General features: G+C 64.7%; 18 protein-coding genes. 14 read left to right on the top strand and 4 right to left on the bottom strand.

Going from position 1 to position 18,499, the window contains the following annotated elements:
• Positions 1 to 117 precede the first annotated feature (117 nt).
• A complete protein-coding gene (locus ACLV8F_RS00450; RefSeq protein WP_411882280.1) occupies positions 118 to 1,644 on the bottom strand; it encodes a helicase HerA-like C-terminal domain-containing protein in 1,527 nt (508 codons plus the stop codon).
• 78 nt (positions 1,645 to 1,722) lie between these two features.
• Between ACLV8F_RS00450 and ACLV8F_RS00445 the strand changes: the two genes are divergently transcribed.
• The 10 genes from ACLV8F_RS00445 to ACLV8F_RS00400 all read left to right on the top strand — a co-directional run bounded on the left by ACLV8F_RS00445 (position 1,723) and on the right by ACLV8F_RS00400 (position 10,847).
• Positions 1,723 to 2,454, top strand: coding sequence for a YebC/PmpR family DNA-binding transcriptional regulator (locus ACLV8F_RS00445; protein ID WP_411882279.1), 732 nt, complete (start codon positions 1,723 to 1,725; stop codon positions 2,452 to 2,454).
• 36 nt (positions 2,455 to 2,490) lie between these two features.
• Entirely contained in the window at positions 2,491 to 3,792 is a 1,302-nt protein-coding gene (purD, locus tag ACLV8F_RS00440; protein WP_411882278.1) for a phosphoribosylamine--glycine ligase, read from the top strand.
• A gap of 32 nt (positions 3,793 to 3,824) precedes the next feature.
• Positions 3,825 to 4,742, top strand: coding sequence for an oxygen-dependent coproporphyrinogen oxidase (gene hemF / locus ACLV8F_RS00435; RefSeq protein ID WP_411882277.1), 918 nt, complete (start codon positions 3,825 to 3,827; stop codon positions 4,740 to 4,742).
• On the top strand, positions 4,739 to 5,371 hold the full coding sequence (nadD, locus tag ACLV8F_RS00430; RefSeq protein WP_411882276.1) for a nicotinate (nicotinamide) nucleotide adenylyltransferase: 633 nt from the start codon (positions 4,739 to 4,741) through the stop codon (positions 5,369 to 5,371). The genes hemF and nadD overlap by 4 nt, the downstream gene beginning before the upstream one ends.
• A gap of 29 nt (positions 5,372 to 5,400) precedes the next feature.
• A complete protein-coding gene (rsfS, locus tag ACLV8F_RS00425) occupies positions 5,401 to 6,225 on the top strand; it encodes a ribosome silencing factor (protein ID WP_411882275.1) in 825 nt (274 codons plus the stop codon).
• Positions 6,222 to 6,689, top strand: coding sequence for a 23S rRNA (pseudouridine(1915)-N(3))-methyltransferase RlmH (gene rlmH, locus ACLV8F_RS00420; protein WP_411882274.1), 468 nt, complete (start codon positions 6,222 to 6,224; stop codon positions 6,687 to 6,689). The genes rsfS and rlmH overlap by 4 nt, the downstream gene beginning before the upstream one ends.
• A gap of 114 nt (positions 6,690 to 6,803) precedes the next feature.
• Complete coding sequence (locus ACLV8F_RS00415; protein WP_411882273.1) at positions 6,804 to 7,406, top strand: Maf family protein; 603 nt, start codon at positions 6,804 to 6,806, stop codon at positions 7,404 to 7,406.
• Between the two features lie 29 nt (positions 7,407 to 7,435).
• The gene (rng, locus tag ACLV8F_RS00410; protein ID WP_411882272.1) at positions 7,436 to 8,932 is read left to right on the top strand and encodes a ribonuclease G; all 1,497 of its coding nucleotides are present in this window, start codon (positions 7,436 to 7,438) and stop codon (positions 8,930 to 8,932) included.
• 5 nt (positions 8,933 to 8,937) lie between these two features.
• A complete protein-coding gene (locus ACLV8F_RS00405; protein WP_411882271.1) occupies positions 8,938 to 9,678 on the top strand; it encodes a polysaccharide deacetylase family protein in 741 nt (246 codons plus the stop codon).
• Between the two features lie 8 nt (positions 9,679 to 9,686).
• Entirely contained in the window at positions 9,687 to 10,847 is a 1,161-nt protein-coding gene (locus ACLV8F_RS00400; RefSeq protein WP_411882270.1) for a glycosyltransferase family 4 protein, read from the top strand.
• A gap of 15 nt (positions 10,848 to 10,862) precedes the next feature.
• Here the strand turns inward: ACLV8F_RS00400 and ACLV8F_RS00395 are convergent, their stop codons facing one another.
• From ACLV8F_RS00395 to ACLV8F_RS00385, 3 genes are read right to left on the bottom strand one after another with little or no spacing between them, the layout of a single operon-like run.
• Complete coding sequence (locus ACLV8F_RS00395) at positions 10,863 to 11,735, bottom strand: glycosyltransferase (protein WP_411882269.1); 873 nt, start codon at positions 11,733 to 11,735, stop codon at positions 10,863 to 10,865.
• A 17-nt stretch (positions 11,736 to 11,752) separates the two neighbouring features.
• Positions 11,753 to 13,525 carry a lipid A export permease/ATP-binding protein MsbA gene (msbA, locus tag ACLV8F_RS00390; RefSeq protein WP_411882268.1) on the bottom strand — a complete coding sequence of 591 codons (1,773 nt, stop codon included), beginning with the start codon at positions 13,523 to 13,525 and terminating at the stop codon, positions 11,753 to 11,755.
• Complete coding sequence (locus ACLV8F_RS00385) at positions 13,522 to 14,724, bottom strand: O-antigen ligase family protein (protein WP_411882267.1); 1,203 nt, start codon at positions 14,722 to 14,724, stop codon at positions 13,522 to 13,524. Before ACLV8F_RS00385 ends, msbA begins: the two co-directional genes overlap by 4 nt.
• 228 nt (positions 14,725 to 14,952) lie before the next feature.
• Here ACLV8F_RS00385 and ACLV8F_RS00380 point away from each other — a divergent pair, with 228 nt between their 5' ends.
• From ACLV8F_RS00380 to pal, 4 genes are all read left to right on the top strand, one after another.
• A complete protein-coding gene (locus ACLV8F_RS00380) occupies positions 14,953 to 15,723 on the top strand; it encodes a glycosyltransferase family 2 protein (protein ID WP_411882266.1) in 771 nt (256 codons plus the stop codon).
• Entirely contained in the window at positions 15,720 to 16,580 is an 861-nt protein-coding gene (locus tag ACLV8F_RS00375; RefSeq protein ID WP_411882265.1) for a glycosyltransferase family 2 protein, read from the top strand. The genes ACLV8F_RS00380 and ACLV8F_RS00375 overlap by 4 nt, the downstream gene beginning before the upstream one ends.
• Positions 16,577 to 17,875 (top strand): Tol-Pal system beta propeller repeat protein TolB, encoded by a 1,299-nt coding sequence (gene tolB / locus ACLV8F_RS00370; protein ID WP_411882264.1) that lies wholly within the window; start codon positions 16,577 to 16,579, stop codon positions 17,873 to 17,875. The genes ACLV8F_RS00375 and tolB overlap by 4 nt, the downstream gene beginning before the upstream one ends.
• Positions 17,876 to 17,949: 74 nt before the next feature.
• Positions 17,950 to 18,486 (top strand): peptidoglycan-associated lipoprotein Pal, encoded by a 537-nt coding sequence (pal, locus tag ACLV8F_RS00365; protein ID WP_411882263.1) that lies wholly within the window; start codon positions 17,950 to 17,952, stop codon positions 18,484 to 18,486.
• Positions 18,487 to 18,499 lie beyond the last annotated feature (13 nt).

The following is an 18,499-nucleotide window of genomic DNA, read 5'->3' as shown; positions in this document are numbered from 1 at the left end:
TAGCGATGCGTGCCGGGCTTGACAAGCCCGGCACGCATCGGGTCGCCAATTTGCGACAACTGTATTGCTCCTTCTCCCAGGGGGAGAGGGAGAAAGAGTGAAGAACAAAGAATTGCCTCAGCGCTTCTTGCCGCCGAAGATGCTGCCCAGCACGCCGCGGATGATCTCGCGGCCCACGGCCGAGCCCATGGTGCGCACCGCCGACTTGGCCATGCTTTGCGCCAGGCCGTCATGCTTGCCGCCGCGCGGGCCGGTGGTGCCGAAGAGCACGTCGTTGAGGCCGCCCATGATGCCGCCCGAGTCGCTGGTGCCGGCCGCACCGCCCTGGGGCGCCTTGGCCGCTTCGGCGGCGGCGGCATCGGCGCGGCCCTTGATTTTTTCGTAGGCCGATTCGCGGTCCACGGTTTTTTCATAGACGCCGGCCACCAGCGAGCCCTGTATCAGGGCCTGGCGCTGTTGCGGCGTGATGGGGCCGATCTGGCTGCCGGGCGGCAGCACAAAAACGCGCTCGGTGATGCCGGGCCGGCCCTTGGCGTCGAGCAGGCTGACCAGCGCCTCGCCGACGGCCAGCTCGGTGATGGCGGTTTCGATGTCCAGGCCGGGCTTTTGCCGCATGGTCTGCGCCGTGGCCTTGACGGCCTTCTGGTCGCGCGGGGTGAAGGCGCGCAGCGCGTGCTGCACGCGGTTGCCCAGCTGGGCGAGCACCGAATCGGGGATGTCCAGCGGGTTCTGCGTCACGAAATACACGCCGACGCCCTTGGAGCGCACCAGGCGCACCACCAGCTCGATGCGCTCGACCAGTACCTTGGGCGCTTCGTTGAAGAGCAAATGCGCCTCGTCGAAGAAGAACACCAGCTTGGGTTTTTCGGGGTCGCCGATTTCAGGCAACTGCTCGAACAGCTCGGACAGCATCCACAGCAGGAAGGTGGCATAAAGGCGCGGCGAGTTCATGAGCTTGTCGGCGGCCAGGATGTTGATCACGCCCTTGCCGTCCACCGTCTGCATGAAGTCGCTGATGTTGAGCATGGGCTCGCCGAAGAATTTTTCGCCGCCCTGGGTTTCGACCTGCAGCAAACCGCGCTGGATGGCGCCCACGCTGGCGGCGCTGACGTTGCCGTATTTCGTGGTGAACTCGCTGGCGTTGTCGCCTACGTACTGCAGCATGGCGCGCAGGTCCTTGAGGTCCAGCAGCAGCATGCCGTTGTCGTCGGCGATCTTGAAGACCAGGTTCAGCACGCCGGCCTGGGTTTCGTTGAGGTTGAGCATGCGGCCCAGCAGCAGCGGCCCCATGTCGGAGACGGTAGCGCGCACCGGGTGGCCCTGTTCGCCGAAGACGTCCCACAGCGTGGCCGGGCAGGCCAGCGATTCGGGGATGTCTATGCCGCGTTCCTTGAGGACGGCGGCCATTTTGGGGCCGATGGTGCCGGCCTGGCTGATGCCGGTCAGGTCGCCCTTGACGTCGGCCATGAAGACCGGCACGCCTATCCTGGAGAAATTCTCGGCCAGGGTCTGCAGCGTGACGGTCTTGCCGGTGCCGGTGGCGCCGGTGATCAGGCCGTGGCGGTTCGCCAGGCCTGGCAGCAGTTCGCACTGGGTGTCGGCGTTGCGGGCGATGAGCAGGGGGAGGGCGGTGGTTTCGGCCATGGGGGTGTGCAGTGGGTGAAAAAGTAAAATGCGGTTTGTAGATTAAATCAATTAATCCATCATTTAAGGGTTTCCGTCGTGGCTGGTCATAGTAAATGGGCGAATATTCAACACCGCAAGGGCCGACAGGACGAAAAACGCCAGCGAATCTGGACGCGGGTGATGCGCGAGATCATGGTGGCGGCCCGCATGGGCGGCGGCGACCTGGGCATCAACCCGCGGCTGCGCCTGGCGGTGGACAAGGCCAAAGCGGCCAACATGCCCAGTGAAAACGTCAAATACGGCATCGCCAAGGCGACCGGCAGCCTGGAAGGCGTGCATTACGAGGAAGTGCGCTACGAAGGCTACGGCATAGGCGGCGCGGCCATCATCATCGACTGCATGACCGACAACAAGGTGCGCACTGTGGCCGAGGTGCGCCACGCGTTTTCCAAGCACGGCGGCAACATGGGCACCGAAGGTTCGGTGGCCTTCCAGTTCAAGCACTGCGGCCAGCTGATTTTTGCGCCCGGCACCAGCGAAGACAAAATCATGGAAGTGGCGTTGGAGTCCGGCGCCGACGACGTGATCACGCATGAAGACGGCGCCATCGAGGTGCTGACGCCGTACACCGGCTTTGAAGCCGTGCGCAACGCGCTCGAGGCTGCGGGCCTGAAGCCCGAAGTCGCCGAGGTCACCATGCGCGCCGACAACACCATTGAGCTTGCCGGCGACGACGCCCGCAAGATGCAGAAGCTGCTGGACGTGCTGGAAGACCTGGACGACACCCAGGACGTGTTCCACAACGCGGCCCTGCCTGAAGATGCATAAAGAAACACAAGAAACAACAGCAATGAAAGCAGCAGCATGAAAGTTCTCGTAGTGGGCGGCGGCGGCCGTGAACATGCCCTGGCATGGAAACTGGCGCAGTCCCCCAAGGTGCAGGCGGTCTACGTCGCGCCCGGCAACGGCGGCACCGCGCTCGATTCGCGGCTGGAAAACATCGCCATCACCGATGTGAAGGCGCTGCGCGAATGGGCGCTGGCCGAAAAAATCGCGCTGACCGTGGTCGGCCCCGAGCAGCCGCTGGCGGCCGGCATTGTGGATGAGTTCCGTGCCCACGGCCTGCGCGTCTTCGGCCCGACCAAAGCGGCCGCGCAGCTGGAAAGCTCCAAGGCCTTTTCCAAGGCCTTCATGAAGCGCCACGGCATCCCGACCGCCGAGTACGAAACCTTTACCGACGCGGCCGCGGCCCACGCCTATGTCGACGAAAAAGGCGCGCCCATCGTCGTCAAGGCCGACGGCCTGGCGGCCGGCAAGGGCGTGGTCGTGGCCATGACGCTGCACGAGGCGCACGAGGCCATCGAGTTCATGCTCGCGCCCAACCCGGACTTCAACCCGCTGGGCGTGACGCACAACGAAGGCGGCGCGCGCGTGGTGATTGAAGAGTTTTTGCAGGGCGAGGAAGCCAGCTTCATCGTGATGTGCGACGGCAAGAACGTGGCGGCCATGGCCACCAGCCAGGACCACAAGCGCCTGCTGGACGGCGACGAAGGCCCCAACACCGGCGGCATGGGCGCGTATTCGCCGGCCCCGGTCGTCACGCCCGAGGTGCACGGCCGCGCCATGCGCGAGATCATCCTGCCGACCATCAAGGGCATGGAAAAAGACGGCATTCCCTTCACCGGCTTCCTGTACGCGGGCCTGATGATAGACGCCGAAGGCAAAGCCAAGACGCTGGAATTCAACTGCCGCATGGGCGACCCGGAAACCCAGCCCATCATGATGCGGCTCAAGACCGACCTGTTCGACGTGATGATGGCGGCGACCTCGGGCACGCTGGACCAGATCGAACTCGACTGGGACCGCCGGCCGGCGCTGGGCGTGGTGATGGCCGCGCACGGCTACCCGCTGAACCCGCGCAAGGGCGACGTGATCCACGGCCTGGTCAAACCCGGCGATGCGCCCGAAGACGCGATGGTGTTCCACGCCGGCACGCGCAAGGACGGCGACGCGACGCTGACGTCGGGCGGACGCGTGCTCTGCGTGACGGCGCTGGGCAGCACGGTCAAGGCCGCGCAACAGCGCGCCTACGAAGTCGCCCAGAGCCTGGGTTTTGACGGCGCGCAGTACCGCAAGGACATCGGCTGGCGCGCGCTCAAGTCGTGAGCGCTCAATAGTGACCGTTTTTCAGCCTCAGCATGACCGACATTTCCAGCGTTAAAGACTTTTTGCTGGCGCTGCAGCAACGCATCACCAGTGCCATCTCCGCCATCGACGGCCAGGCTTTCACGGCCGACTATTGGCAGAAAGAGCCCGGCGAGACGCTGCAGGGCAGCGGCCTGACCATGATCCTGGAGCAGGGCAAGGTGTTCGAGCGCGCCGGCTGCGGTTTTTCGCATGTGCGCGGGCCCAGGCTGCCGCCCTCGGCGACACAGCACCGGCCCGAACTGGCCGGCGCGCCGTTTGAGGCCCTGGGCGTTTCGCTGGTGTTCCACCCGCGCAACCCTTACGTGCCCACGGTGCACATGAACGTGCGCATGCTGGCCGCGGCGCCGCTTGCGAGTCCCGATGCGCCTGTCTGCTGGTTCGGCGGCGGCATGGACCTGACGCCGTATTACGGCTTTGAAGAAGATGCGGTGCACTTCCACCAGACCTGCAAGGATGCACTGGCGCCTTTCGGTGACGACAAATACCCGCGCTTCAAGCAGTGGTGCGACGAATACTTCTACCTGAAGCACCGGCAGGAGCAGCGCGGTATAGGCGGCGTGTTCTTTGACGACTTCCAGGAACTGGGCCCGGAACGCAGCTTTGCCATGATGCAAAGCGTGGCCGATGGCTTTTTGCAGGCCTACCTGCCCATCGTCGAGCGGCGCAAGGACACACCTTACGGTGAGCGCGAGCGCGAATTCCAGCTCTACCGGCGCGGCCGTTATGTGGAATTCAACCTCGTCTGGGACCGCGGCACGCATTTCGGCCTGCAGTCGGGCGGGCGCACGGAGTCCATCCTGATGTCCATGCCGCCCCTGGCGAGCTGGTTTTACCAGCGCGGCGTCGAGGCCGGCAGCGCCGAGGAGCGGCTTTACACGGAGTTTTTGCCCAGGCGGGACTGGGTTTGAACTCCCGGCCGCCCGCACCGGACAAGCGCATCGGCGTTTTTGGCGGCGCCTTCGACCCGCCGCACAAGGCCCACGTGGCCCTGGCCGAGGCGGCCATTGCCCAGTTCGGGCTGGACACGCTGTATGTGGTGCCCACCGGCATTGCCTGGCACAAGTCGCAGGCCCTGAGCGCGCCGGAGCACCGGCTGGACATGGCCAGGCTGGCGTTTGAGGCCATCCCGCACGTCCAGGTGGACGAACGCGAGGTGCAGCGCCCTGGACCGACCTTCACCATAGACACCTTGCTGGCCCTGCAGGCCGAGAATCCGGGCGCCCAAATCCACCTGTTCATAGGCGCCGACCAGTTCGCCGCCTTCCGGCAATGGCACCGGTGGCAGGACATCCTGGATATTGCTATAATTTGTATAGCTGGCCGCGCACAATCCATGCCGGTTGAGCCTCAGTTTGAGGCCTATGAAAGCCGCAGCAGCCGTTTTACGCTGCTCAATCTCCCCCTGATGCCCGTGAGCGCCACCCAGATTCGCCAGTTGGCGGCCTCGGGTGCGGCGACCGCAGGGGAGATTACCCGCTTGGTTCCTGAAGCCGTTGCGCGTTATATTTCACTGCACCAGCTCTACCGTTCCCATTAATTTCCTACCTTATCGAAGCAAAACACTGCATGACCTCCACCACCGCCAAAACCTCCGCCGCCGCCGACAAAAAGGATGTGCAGAAACTGCAGCGCGCCATCATTGATGGCCTGGAGGACGTCAAGGCGCAGGACATCCAGGTCTTCGATACCGAACACATCACCTCGCTGTTCGAGCGCGTGATCATCGCCTCGGGCAGCTCCAATCGCCAGACCAAGGCGCTGGCCGCCAGCGTGCGCGATGCGGTGCGCGACGCCGGCTTTTCCAAGCCGCGCATTGAAGGTGAAGAAAACGGGGAATGGATCATCGTCGACTGCGGCGCCGCCGTGGCGCACATCATGCAGCCGACCATTCGCCAGTACTACCACCTGGAAGAACTCTGGGGCGACAAGCCCATCAAGCAGAAGCTGGGCGCGCCCGCACCGCTGGTGAAGGCGTCCAAGGTTGAGGCCGAACCCGAAGCCAAGCCCAAGGCAAGCCGCGCTGGCGCGAAAACGCCCGCCAGGGCCGGCGCAAAAACCGCCGGCAAGTCCTCCGCCAAGGCACCGGCAAAAGCACCGGCCAAGGCGCCCGCCAAAACCGCTGATTCCAGCTATGTGGGCCGCGTCGGCAAGACCAACGACTGGACCGCCAAACGCAATGCGACGGCAACGGCCGCCGAGCCCGCCGCCAAACCCGCCCGTGCCGGCGCCAAGGCGGCACCTGCAAAGTCGGCCAAGCCGGCCGTGAAAACGCCCATCATCAAGGTGCCTGTGCCTAAAAAGGTCGCCGCTCGCAAGACGGTGGTCAAAACAGCCGCCAAGACCGCGGCCAAGAAACCCGCCGCCAGGAAAACCGCTCCCCGGAGCAAATGAGGCTGACGATCGTAGCCGTCGGCCAGAAAGTGCCCGACTGGGCGCAGACCGCCTATGACGACTACGCCAAACGCTTTCCGCCCGAGCTCAAGGTCGAGCTCAAGGCCGTCAAGACCGAACCGCGCGCCTCCAAAACCCTGGACACCCTGCTGTCCGCCGAGCGCGGGCGCATCGAAGCCAGCATCGTACGCGGCACGCGTGTCGTGGCGCTGGACGAGCGCGGCACGGCCGTCACCACGGTGGCGCTGGCCGAGCGGCTCAAGGCCTGGCAATTGTCCGGCGACGACGTCGCCATCGTGATAGGCGGGCCCGACGGGCTGGACGCCGGCTTCAAGCAGGCCGCGCATGAGCGCCTGCGCCTGTCGGATCTGACCTTGCCCCATGCCATGGTGCGTGTGCTGCTGATAGAGCAGCTCTACCGGGCCTGGAGCATCACCATTAACCATCCATATCATCGCGAATAATGGCCCCCACGCTTGTCGCTTCGCGTACTGCGCTGCCCCCCGAGGGGGCGCTGCGCCTGCGGCCCGGCAAAGCCGGTTCCGCGGCCCCTGCTGGTAGGACTCGCTAACCCGTATATGCACGAATTTATCTACCTGGCTTCCCAAAGCCCCAGGCGGCGGCAGCTGCTGGAGCAACTGGGCGTACGCCACGAACTGCTGCTTCCGGACGCCGAAGAAGATGCCGAATCGCTGGAAGCGGTGCTCAAGAACGAAGCACCCGCGACCTACGTCCAGCGTGTCACGGGCCTCAAACTCGATGCGGCAGTCGCGCGCATGAAGCGGAGAAAGCTGCCGCCGGCGCCGATTCTGTGTTCGGACACCACGGTGGCTATGGGGCGCGTGATTTACGGCAAGCCCGACGACGCAAAAGATGCGGCCCGCATGCTGGGTGAACTCTCGGGCGGCACGCACCGGGTGCTGACCGCCGTGGCGGTGCAGGCCGGGCGCCGCCGTTTCGAGGCGCTGAGCACTTCGCGCGTGAGTTTTGATGCGCTGACGCCGACCGAGATCCGCAGCTACGTCGCCAGCGGTGAGCCCATGGGCAAGGCCGGCGCCTATGCGGTGCAGGGCAGGGTGGCGATGCACATCAGCCGCATGGCCGGCAGCTACAGTGGCATCATGGGGCTCCCGCTGAGGGAAACGGCGCTTTTGCTGAAGGCCGCCGGCATTCGCCTCTAGCGTCCCACATACCTCTATTCAGGACCAACATGCAACAAGACATCCTGATCAACTGGTCGCCCCAGGAAACCCGGGTCGCGGTGGTCGAGCATGGCGCCATCCAGGAGCTTCACGTCGAACGCACGCTGGAGCGGGGCCTGGTCGGCAATGTGTACCTCGGCAAGGTCGCGCGCGTGCTGCCCGGCATGCAGTCGGCTTTTATCGACATCGGCCTGGACCGCGCGGCCTTCCTGCACGTGGCCGACCTCATGAGCAGCATCAACAGCCGCCATGCGGACAGCGACGCGCAGGCGGCCGGTGCCGCGGCCGCGGCGCCGGCCTCGCCGCAGCCGATTGAAAAGCAGCTCTTCGAGGGGCAGGCGGTGATGGTGCAGGTCCTCAAGGACCCTATCGGCACCAAGGGCGCGCGCCTCACGGCGCAGATCAGCATCGCCGGCCGCCTGCTGGTGTTCCTGCCGCAGGACAACCACATCGGCGTGTCGCAAAAGATACCGCCGCGCCAGCGCGAGGAACTGCGCCAGCGCGTGCAGGCCCTGGCCGGCGACATGGGCGGCGGTTTCATCCTGCGCACCAACGGCGAGGACGCGACGGACGCCGAACTGGCCGAAGACATCACCTACCTGCGCAAGACCTGGGCGCGCATCAAGGACGCTTCGCTGCGCCTGCCGCCGGCCTCGGTGCTGCACCAGGATTTGAACCTGCTGCAGCGCGTGCTGCGCGACCTGGTGGTGGAGGGCACGCAGACCATACGCATCGATTCGCGCGAGCAGTTTGAAAAGCTCAAGACCTTCGCCGTGGAGTTCATGCCTGCCACCGAGCAGAAGCTGCAGCACTACGGCGGCGAGCGGCCGATTTTCGACCTCTTCAACATCGACGAGGAAATCGCCAAGGCCCTGGGCCGGCGCGTGGACCTGAAGTCGGGCGGCTACCTGATCATCGACCAGACCGAGGCACTGACCACGGTGGACGTCAACACCGGCGGCTTTGTCGGCGCGCGCAATTTCGACGACACGATCTTCAAGACCAACCTGGAGGCCTCGCAGGCCATCGCGCGCCAGCTGCGGCTGCGCAACCTGGGCGGCATCGTGATCGTCGATTTCATCGACATGATCAAGGAAAACCACCGCGACGCGGTGCTGGCCGAGTTCCAGAAGCAGCTGGCGCGCGACCGCATCAAGACCACGGTGAACGGCTTCTCGGCGCTGGGCCTGCTGGAGATGACGCGCAAGCGCACCCGCGAATCGCTGGCCCACCAGCTGTGCGAGCCCTGCAGCGCCTGCATGGGCAAGGGCGTGGTCAAGACCGCTCGCAGCGTGACCTACGACATCCTGCGCGAGATCCTGCGCGAAGCCCGGCAGTTCAATCCGCGCGAATTCCGCGTGGTGGCTTCGCCCAAGGTGATAGAGCTTTTCCTCGACGAGGAAAGCCAGCACCTGGCCAGCCTCAGCGACTTCATCCGCAAGCCGATTTCCCTGCAGGCCGAGGCCGCCATGGCGCAGGAGCAATACGACATCGTGCTGCTGTGACCTCCATGTTGACGCAAAACAGCCAGGCCATCCCCATCCTGGTCTACCACCAGATCGCCGAGGCGCCGCCGAAGGGCAGCCCGTTTCGCGGGCTCTACGTGGCGCCCGCGGCTTTCGCGCGGCAAATGGCCTGGCTCAAACTGCTCGGCTACACGGGCCTGTCCATGGGCGCGCTGCAGCCTTACCTGCGCGGCGAGCGCAGCGGCAAGGTGGTGGGCATCACCTTTGACGACGGTTACCGCAACAACCTGACCCATGCCTTGCCGGCATTGGCTAAACACGGGTTCTCATCCACCTGCTATGCGGTGAGCGGCCTGCTCGGCAAGACCAATCTCTGGGACGAAAACATCGGCATCCCGCAGACACCGCTGATGGACGAGGCCGAGATTCGCCAATGGGTGGCGGGCGGACAGGAGATAGGCTCGCACACGCACCGCCACGTCAAGCTGCTGGAAACCGACGAACCGGGCAGCCGCGAGGAAATGGCCTTGGGCAAAACCGGGCTGGAGGCCGTGACCGGCCTGGCTGTCGAGCATTTCTGCTATCCCTACGGGCACTACAAGGCCAGGCATGTGGAGCTCGCCAGGGAACTGGGTTTTGCCACCGCCACCACCACGCAGCGCAGCCGCTGCCATGCGGGCATGGACCTGCTGCAGCTGCCGCGTGTGCCGGTGCTGCGCTCGACCACCTTGCCGGTGTTCTGGCTGAAGATCGCCACGGCCTACGAGGACCGCCGGAAAAAATGAGCCTGCCCGTGCCCAAGAAACTGCGCATCGCCGTCTTCAACCGTACTTTTTCGCCGACAGGCGGCGGCGCTGAGCGCTATTCCATCGCCCTGGTCGAGCAGCTCTCGGCCCGGCACGAGATGCATGTGTTCGCGCAGGACATCGACCACCAGTGGCCGGGCGTGACCTACCACAAGGTTTCTTCGCCGCTGCGCAAACCGCGCTGGGTCAACCAGCTGTGGTTTGCCACGGCCACCTGGTGGGCAACACGGCGCGGCTTTGACGTGGTGCATTCCCACGAAAACACCTGGCACGGCGAGGTGCAGACGGTGCATGTGATGCCGGTCAAGTACAACCTGTTCCACGGGCGCCATGGCGTTCGCCGCGTGCTGCGCTGGATCAAGGTGGTGACCAGCCCGCGCCTGCTGGCCTACCTGGGCCTGGAGCGCGCGCGTTATGCGCCGCGCCCTGGCCGGCAGGTGGTGGTGACCTCCGAAAACCTGCGGCCCATCATGGCGGCCGCTTACCCGGACAGCAGCGCCGCGATTTCAGTGGTCACGCCGGGCATCACCCTGCCCGGCACCGTGACGGCAGATCGCAAACGCGAGGCGAGGGCGCAACTGGGCTTGCCGGCGGACGGCAGCTGCTTGCTCTTCGTGGGCAACGATTACCGCAAAAAGGGCCTGGAGGCTTTACTCCAGGCTATGGTGCAGTTGCCGGCTGACGTGGTGCTGGCAGTGGTGGGCAACCCGGCGCATATCGCCGCATTCCGTGCGCTGGCTGAAACACTCAAGCTGGGCGCGCGGGTGTTTTTCCTGGGCGCGCTCAAGGACGTCAGCCCGGCCTACGAGGCGGCCGACATCCTGGTGCATCCCACCTTCGAGGACACCTTTGCGATGGTGGTGCTGGAGGCCATGGCCCATGGCCTGCCGGTGGTGGTCAGCGGGCCGAAGTACTGCGGTATTGCCGGCCTGCTGAGCCAGGGCGCGAATGCCTTGATGCTGGACGACCCCCGGGATGCGGGCGAACTGACGCGGGTGCTGGGGGATTTGCTGGCGCAGGCGGCGTTGCGTGAAACGCTGTCAGGGGGCGCTGTGGCCTTTGCCGCGCACTACCAGTGGCGCGAGATTGCGCTGCAGCAGGAAGCGCTGTATTTTGCGGCTGTCGCGGCCAAGACCGCGGGTTCCTGACGGTACCTGAGTGGCTCAGGCCACCAGCTTGAAGTGCTTGCGGCTGAAGTCCAGGCCGGTCAGCGACTCCACCTGCCGCATGAAGTGGTATTTGTTTTCCTTGGGCGTGGGCTTGTAGGCCGGGTCTATGTTCAGGACCGGCTCGGCCTCGGTGGCCAGCCATGGCTGCACCGCCTGCGGATGCGTGCCGGTGAAGGGGGCGAGGGCGCGGCGGTCGAACTGGCTGTAGGTGATCTGCGCCGCCTGGGCTTCGCCCCAGTATTTGCTCACCTGGTCCAGCTTTTTCTGCATTTCCTCGTTGCGGCGTATCCAGCCGTAGTGGTAGATGTGCGCATTGGCCAGCGCCGCCTGCGGGTTGCGCCCGCGCTTGTGCTGCGTGGTGACCAGCCAGTACTGGCCGTCGGGCGCGTAGCTGCGTATGGTGTTGCGGATCAGCCGGCATTCGCGGCGGTACCAGCCGGGGCTGATGGAGATCCAGTCGGGCGAGCCGTAGAAGTGCAGGTAATCAAAGACCAGCGCCTCGACGGCAGGGTTGTGGTGGTGGCGCTCGACGCTGGCGCGTATGGTGGCCAGCTCGCCCTCATGCACGACTTCATCGCCCTCGAGGTAGAAGGCCCAGTCGCCGGTGCACGAATACTGCGCGATCATTTTTTGCTGCGCGTAGACAAAGCCGCGATCCGCCATGCGCTCGTTCCACAGGGTTTCGATGATGCGGATTTTCGGGTCGTTGATGGCCTTGACGCGTTGCAGCGTGTCGTCCTCTCCCTGGCCCACGGCCACAACGAATTCATCGACCAGGGGCAGCAGGGAGCGTATGGAGGCCTCAAAGGGAAAGCCCAGGCCCACGCCGTTGCGAATAAAGGTAAAGCCGCTGATGGAAACTGGCATTGATGGGGGTCCGTTGTCTAGGTCGCGCCCTGGAAGCCCAGCCGGTAAAGGTGGGCATAGGCGCCGTTATTTTGGAGCAGTTCGGCGTGGCTGCCTTGTTCCACGATGCGGCCGGCGTTCATCATGATGATGCGGTCGGCGTGCTGGATGGTGGACAGCCGGTGGGCGATGATCAGCGAGGTGCGGCCCGCGGCCAGTCGCTGTATGGCTTCCTGCACGGCTTTTTCCGATTCCGTGTCCAGGGCCGAGGTGGCTTCGTCGAGGATGAGCACGGGCGCATCCTTGTACAGCGCCCGCGCAATCGCCAGCCGCTGGCGCTGCCCGCCCGACAGCTGCATGGCGTTGTGGCCCAGCACGGTGTCCACGCCTTGCGGCAGTTCTTCGAGCAGTTGCCCCAGGTTGGCGGCCCTCAGGGCGCCGACGACCTTGTCACGGTCGAAGGTCTGGCCCAGCGCGACGTTGAAGGCCATGCTGTTGTTGAACATGACGACGTGCTGGCTGACGAAAGCAAACTGCGAGCGCAGCGAGGCCAGGTCCCAGTCCCGCAGCTCCGTGCCGTCCAGCTTGACGCTGCCGGCGCTGAAGTCGACAAAGCGTGGCAAGAGGCTCACCAGCGTGGTCTTGCCCGAGCCGGAGGAACCGACCAGCGCCACTGTTTCACCGGCGCGTATGGCCAGACTGACGCCGTCCAGCGCGGGCGGCGCGTCCGGCTTGTAGGTCACGCTCACGTTGGAAAACTCGATGCCGCCGGCCACCCTGGCCGTGGAGTAATTTCCGCTGCTTTCATCGTCAATCAGGTCGACCAGGTCCAGCCCGCGTTCCAGCGCGGCCAGCCCGCGCGTGATGGGCGTGGCGCCATCCGAGAGGCTTTTGATGGGCGCGATCAGCAACAGCATGGCCGTCACGAAGGCGACGAAGCCGCCCACCGTGGTGGTGTTTTCCGAGCCCTGGAGCAGGGCGATGGAGATCACGGCCGATAAAGCCATGGCGGCCAGCACCTGGGTGATGGCGCTCATGCCCGCATAAGCGACGGTGGACTTGATGGACAGCCGGCGCAGCGTGTTGCTCAGCGCCTCGAAACGCGAAGCCTGGCCGGCCTGCGCGCCGTGCAGCCGCACGTCGCGGTGGGCCAGCACGTTTTCTTCCACCACGTAGGCCAGGTTGTCCGTTGCGACCTGGCTTTCGCGGGTCAGGCGGTAGAGGCGCCGCGTCAGCAGCTGGATCACCAGCGCGACCGCCGGGAACAACAGCGAGACGATCAGCATCAGCTTCCAGTTCAGGAACAGCAGGTAAGCCACCAGGGCCGCGAGCGTGAGGATGTCGCGCGCCAGCTTCATGACCGCGTTGATCATCATCGACGAGCCGTTGAACACCTCGTAGACGACGGTGTTGGCGATGGCGCTGGAGGACTGGTCCGCGAAAAGCGACAGGCGCGAACTCAACAGCTTGCCGAACATCGCCCGGCGCAGGGACTGCAGGCCTTCATTCGTGACCTTGGCCAGCGCGTACTGCGCGACGAAACCGGCGACGCCGCGCACGGTGAACAGCAGGATCAGCGACACCGGCACCAGCCAGAGATCGAGTGCGCCCTTCTGGAAGCCCCGGTCCAGCAGCGGTTTGAGCAGCGCCGGCACAAAGGGTTCGGTGGCCGAGGCGGCAATCGTCGCGCCTATGGCCAGCGCCCAGCCCGCGCGCGCACCGCTGAAATAAGGCCAGACCCGGACGATGCGGCGCCACAAGGTCGGCCTTGCGGCCGATGTGGCGGTATGTGTGTCGGTGGAAGAGCTCACGTTGCGCGTTCAAGTGGGGGCGGATCCGCGGGCTTGCTCAGTCCCAATGCCAGCAGCAAGCCGATCAACACGCAGAAGAAGTCCCCGATCAGGCCGTCGTAGAGGCTGGCATTGAACAGGCAGCAGATAGCCAGCGACAGCAAGGCCGACTGTGCGGCCCGGGCATAGGGCGTCTCCATCTTCATGGTGTCGCGCAGCACGGAAAGCAGCAACGCGGCAAACAGCAGCAGGCCCGGAACACCAAGCTGCACGCCCCAGTACAGGTATTCCTGGTGGGGGTTGCCGTTGGGGTCTATGTTTTTGTGCCCGGGGTTTTTCTGGCGTTCAATCCGGTTGTATTCAGTGCTCCAGCTGCCGATGCCCGCGCCGGCCAGAGGCCTCTGTGCGATGAGCTGGACGGCCGTCCGCCAGAAAGTGAGCCGTACACCCGATGAGGTGTCGGTCTCCTGCTTCGGTGAATAGCTTTGCACTTCCGTCTTGAGCAATGTCAGCCGTTCCCGCATGGTGGGTGAGCTCACAAACAGCACCAGCCCCAGCAGGAAGGGCAGCACGGCCACGGCGATGCGGTACTTTTTGGGGAGTTGCCACATGATGGCCAGGGACAGAAGGGCGACGCCGACCACCTGGCCGGTGCGGCCGGCCAGCACGAAGAAGACGTTGGCCAACGCGGCAACGGCGACCGCGACGGCAACCTGCGGGCCGTAGCGGCCGGGCACCAGGCCCCGCAAATGCCAGCACACCGCGGCGAATACGGCGCTCATGATGCCCTGGTCGAGATAGCCGGAAAAGACCGTGAAGTGGCTCAGTGTCGTGCGGGAGGTGGCCCAGGGGACGGGCAGGTCGGCAAAAAGCAGCCACGAGCTGGCCACCACCAGCAACTGCGACAGCGCAAACGCGCCCAGTGCATACATCGCCTCGCGCCGCTCCCGGATCAGGGCCATCATGGCGATGATGATGACGAGTTTGCCGTATTTGATGAGAGAGCCCAGGGCCTCTTCCTGCGGCGCGACGGTCCAGAGCAGGCTGAGCGCAAACGCCAGCAAGGCCAGCGCCACGGCCGGCAGCGTCCAGGTTTTGGCCAGGGAGGCCCCATTCTTCGGCAGGTTCTTCGCGAGCAGGGGGACTGCCATGACACAGCCGAGCAGGAGTAGCTTGGCGAGGCTGATGATGGCGATTGGCAGGCCCACGGAAGCGGCCATGAGGCAAATGGCGGCGAGCCGGAGATTGATCTTGTTTGTTCGCAAAATAGTCGGGGAGGTTGCCTGATGGATTGCCCGCATTATCGGCCATTCCATTTCCCGCCAGGACCCCAAACACCAGGGGGCCTCTGCTATGCTGTCAGCGCATCAGGAGGGGGCGCGGAAGAGCCGTTTCACTGGCAAAATCCTGAGCCGTTTTCTTCTCCCTTCATCATTGCAAGGCATTCGTTGGCAAGCTTGTCCGTCACCGTCATCACCCACAACGAGGCCCACAACATAGCGGACTGCCTGCGCTCCGTGAGTTTTGCGGACCAGCTTGTGGTGCTGGACTCCGGCAGCAGCGACGGCACCGCGCAAATCGCCCGCTCGCTGGGCGCCGAAGTCAGCCTCAGTCCCGACTGGCCGGGCTTCGGCATCCAGAAAAACCGGGCCCTGGCGCTGGCCACCTCCGACTGGGTGCTGTCGCTCGATGCCGATGAACGGGTGACACCTGAATTGCAGGTGGAAATCCTGGCCTGCCTCAAGGCACCGGCCTTCGACGTGTATTCGTTTCCCCGGCTCTCCAGCTACTGCGGCCAGTACATGCGCCACTCAGGCTGGTATCCCGACCGCGTCACCCGCTTGTTCAGACGCACGGCGGCCCGCTTCAGCGACGACCTCGTGCACGAAAAAGTCGTCGCCCAGGGTCTGGAGGGCCAGCTGCGCTCGCACCTGCTGCACGAGAGCTTCCGCAATTTCGAGGCCGTCCTCGACAAGGCCAACCGCTACTCCACCGCCGGCGCCCAAAGCCTGCACAACAAAGGCAAGACCGCGTCGGTCGGCAAGGCGATCGGCCATGGCCTGTGGGCTTTCATCCGCACCTATTTTCTGCGCCTGGGCTTTCTCGACGGCAGGATGGGCTTGGTCCTGGCCATCTCCAACGCCGAAGGCACTTATTACCGATACCTCAAGTTGTGGTTGCTGCAACGTGACGGCAAAGGGGCGCCGGCCGGGCAATGAAAATCAGTTTTATCGTCCTGACCTACAACCGCACAGATGCCTTGCTGGCCGTGCTGCGCTCGCTGGCCGCGCAGTGTGACGAGCGTCATGAGGTGCTGGTGGCCGACGATGGTTCAAGGCCGGACCAGGTACAGATGCTGTTCGACCAGTGCCCCGATTTCAAATGCCCGGCGCGTCACGTCTGGCATCCCGATGTGGGCTTCACGGCGGCGCGGGCCCGCAACCTGGGCGCGAGCCAGGCCGGCGGCGATTACCTGGTCTTTCTGGACGGCGACTGCGTCCCCAACAAGGCTTTTGTGGCCGCGCACACGCGGCTTGCCGAAAAGGGCTGTTTCCTGAACGGCAGCCGCGTGCTTATCAGCCAACGTCTGACAGAACGTGTAGTCAATGGCGCCATTGATTTGCCCAGCCGTCCTGTATGGTTCTGGTTAGGGGCGCGGTTCGCGGGGGACAGCAACAAATTATTGCACCTGCTTCGCTGGCCGCGGCGTTTATTCAGGGTAAAACAAGACTTTCACTGGCATGGCATACGCAGCTGCAATTTTGGTGTCTGGCGCTCGGACTTTGCCGCTGTCAACGGATTCGACGAAACCTTCGAGGGGTGGGGGCATGAAGATGCCGACCTCGTGCTCAGGCTTCACCACCTGGGCATGCACCGCAAAAACGGTTTCATGGGCACCGAAGTCTTTCATCTCTGGCATCGCGAGAACCCGCGCGACCAGGAATCCATCAACAAAAAAAGGGTGCTTGAACGCATGAAAACCGATGTGATTCGGGCCGAAAAAGGCCTTCGTGAACTTGAGACATCTTCTCCCGTCAAAATAACTTCCCTGAACGGACCTAAAACTCCCTTATGAGTATTGCACCTCACCTTCGCCGCCGCACCCTTGTGAGCCTTCTTGCCGCCGGCGCACTGCCGGCTTTGCCCCTCACGTCCGCTTTGGCGCAGTTTCGCGTCGAGGTCTCCGGCGTCGGCATGACCCAGTTGCCCATCGCCGTCGCCGCCTTCCGCGGCGATGCGCAGGCGCCGCAGAAAATCGGCGCCATCGTGCGGGCCGACCTTGAGCGCAGCGGCATGTTCCGCCCGGTAGACACCACCGGCGTCGCCGCCGATGAGAACACCCGCCCCGACCTGGCCGTCTGGCGGCAAAAGGGCGCGGACTCCATGGTCACCGGCAGCGTGTCGCTGCTGGCCGACGGCCGCTATGACGTCCGCCTGCGCCTCTGGGACATCGTGCGCGGCCAGGACCTGGGCGGGCAGAGCTACACCGTGGGCCCGGCCGACCTGCGCCTGTCGGCGCACCGCATTTCCGATTTTGTCTATGAAAAGCTCACCGGCGAGAAAGGCGTTTTCTCCACGCGCATCGCCTACGTGACCAAGGCGGCCCAGAAGTTCAACCTCTGGGTGGCCGATTCCGACGGGGAGGGCGCGCAGTCGGCCCTGACCAGCCCTGAGCCCATCATCTCGCCCGCCTGGTCGCCCAACGGCTCGCAACTGGCCTACGTGTCTTTCGAGTCGCGCAAGCCGGTGATCTATTCGCACGACGTGGCCAGCGGCAAACGCCGCCTGCTGGCCAACTTCCGGGGGTCCAACAGCGCGCCAGCCTGGTCGCCGGACGGCAAACAACTGGTCGCCACGCTGAGCCGCGACGGCGGCTCGCAGCTTTATGCCATCGGCCTCAACGGCGGTGAGCCGAAACGGCTGACCCAGTCTTCCAGCATCGACACCGAGCCGGCCTTTTCGCCCGACGGCCGCTACCTCTATTTCGTCAGCGACCGCGGCGGCGCGCCGCAGATCTACCGCATGAGTCCGGGCGGCGGCAACGCCGAGCGCGTCACTTTCACCGGCAGCTACAACATTTCCCCGGCCCTCAGCCCCGACGGGCGCTGGCTGGCTTATGTGTCGCGGGTGGGCGGCGCCTTCAAGCTGCACGTCATGGAACTTGCCAGCGGCACGGTCACTCCAATCACCGACACCTCGGCCGACGAGAGCCCGAGCTTCGCGCCCAACAGCCGCCTGATCGTCTACGCCACCCAGCAGCAGGGCAGGGAAGCACTCATGACCACCACGCTGGACGGCAAGATCAAGGCGAAGCTGTCCGGCGCCAGCGGCGATATTCGCGAGCCCGATTGGGGCCCTTTCCAGCGCTGACCCGCGGCGTTAACCATTTTTCAATCGTCATTCAATCGTCAACCGGCCCATTTTTATTTTTGCAGAGGTACTCCATGAAACGCATCGTTTATTCCATCATCTCCTCCCTGGTCCTGGCGGCCACGCTGACGGCCTGCGGCTCCGGCGTCAAGCTCAATGACGTGCCGGTCGAAGACCGCACCGGCCAAGTCCAGCCGCAGGGAGACCCGGCGGGTAATACCGGCCGTGGTGTTCCGACTGTGCAGGTTGAAGGTACCGACGCATCGCTCGCGGGCCCCACCAACGTGACCAAGATCATTTACTTCGACTTTGACAGCTATGTGGTCAAGCCCGAGTTCCAGGGCGCCATCGAGGCCCATGCCAAGTACCTGACCGCCAACAAGGCGCGCAAGATGGCCATCGAAGGCCATACCGACGAGCGCGGCGGCCGCGAGTACAACCTGGCCCTGGGCCAGAAGCGCGCCGAGGCCGTGCGCCGCGCGCTGGGCCTGCTGGGCGTGTCGGACGCACAGGTCGAGGCCGTGAGCTTCGGCAAGGAAAAGCCCGCGGTCACCGGCTCCGACGAAGAAGCCATGGCGAAGAATCGCCGCGCTGAACTCAACTACCGCTAAGCCGGGTGCCCAC

This window comes from Polaromonas sp. YR568 (assembly GCF_943369675.1).
In the GTDB taxonomy this organism is placed as follows: domain Bacteria; phylum Pseudomonadota; class Gammaproteobacteria; order Burkholderiales; family Burkholderiaceae_C; genus Polaromonas.
Note: the sequence above shows the minus strand (reverse complement) of the source record. Positions and strands in the feature narration are given on the sequence as shown.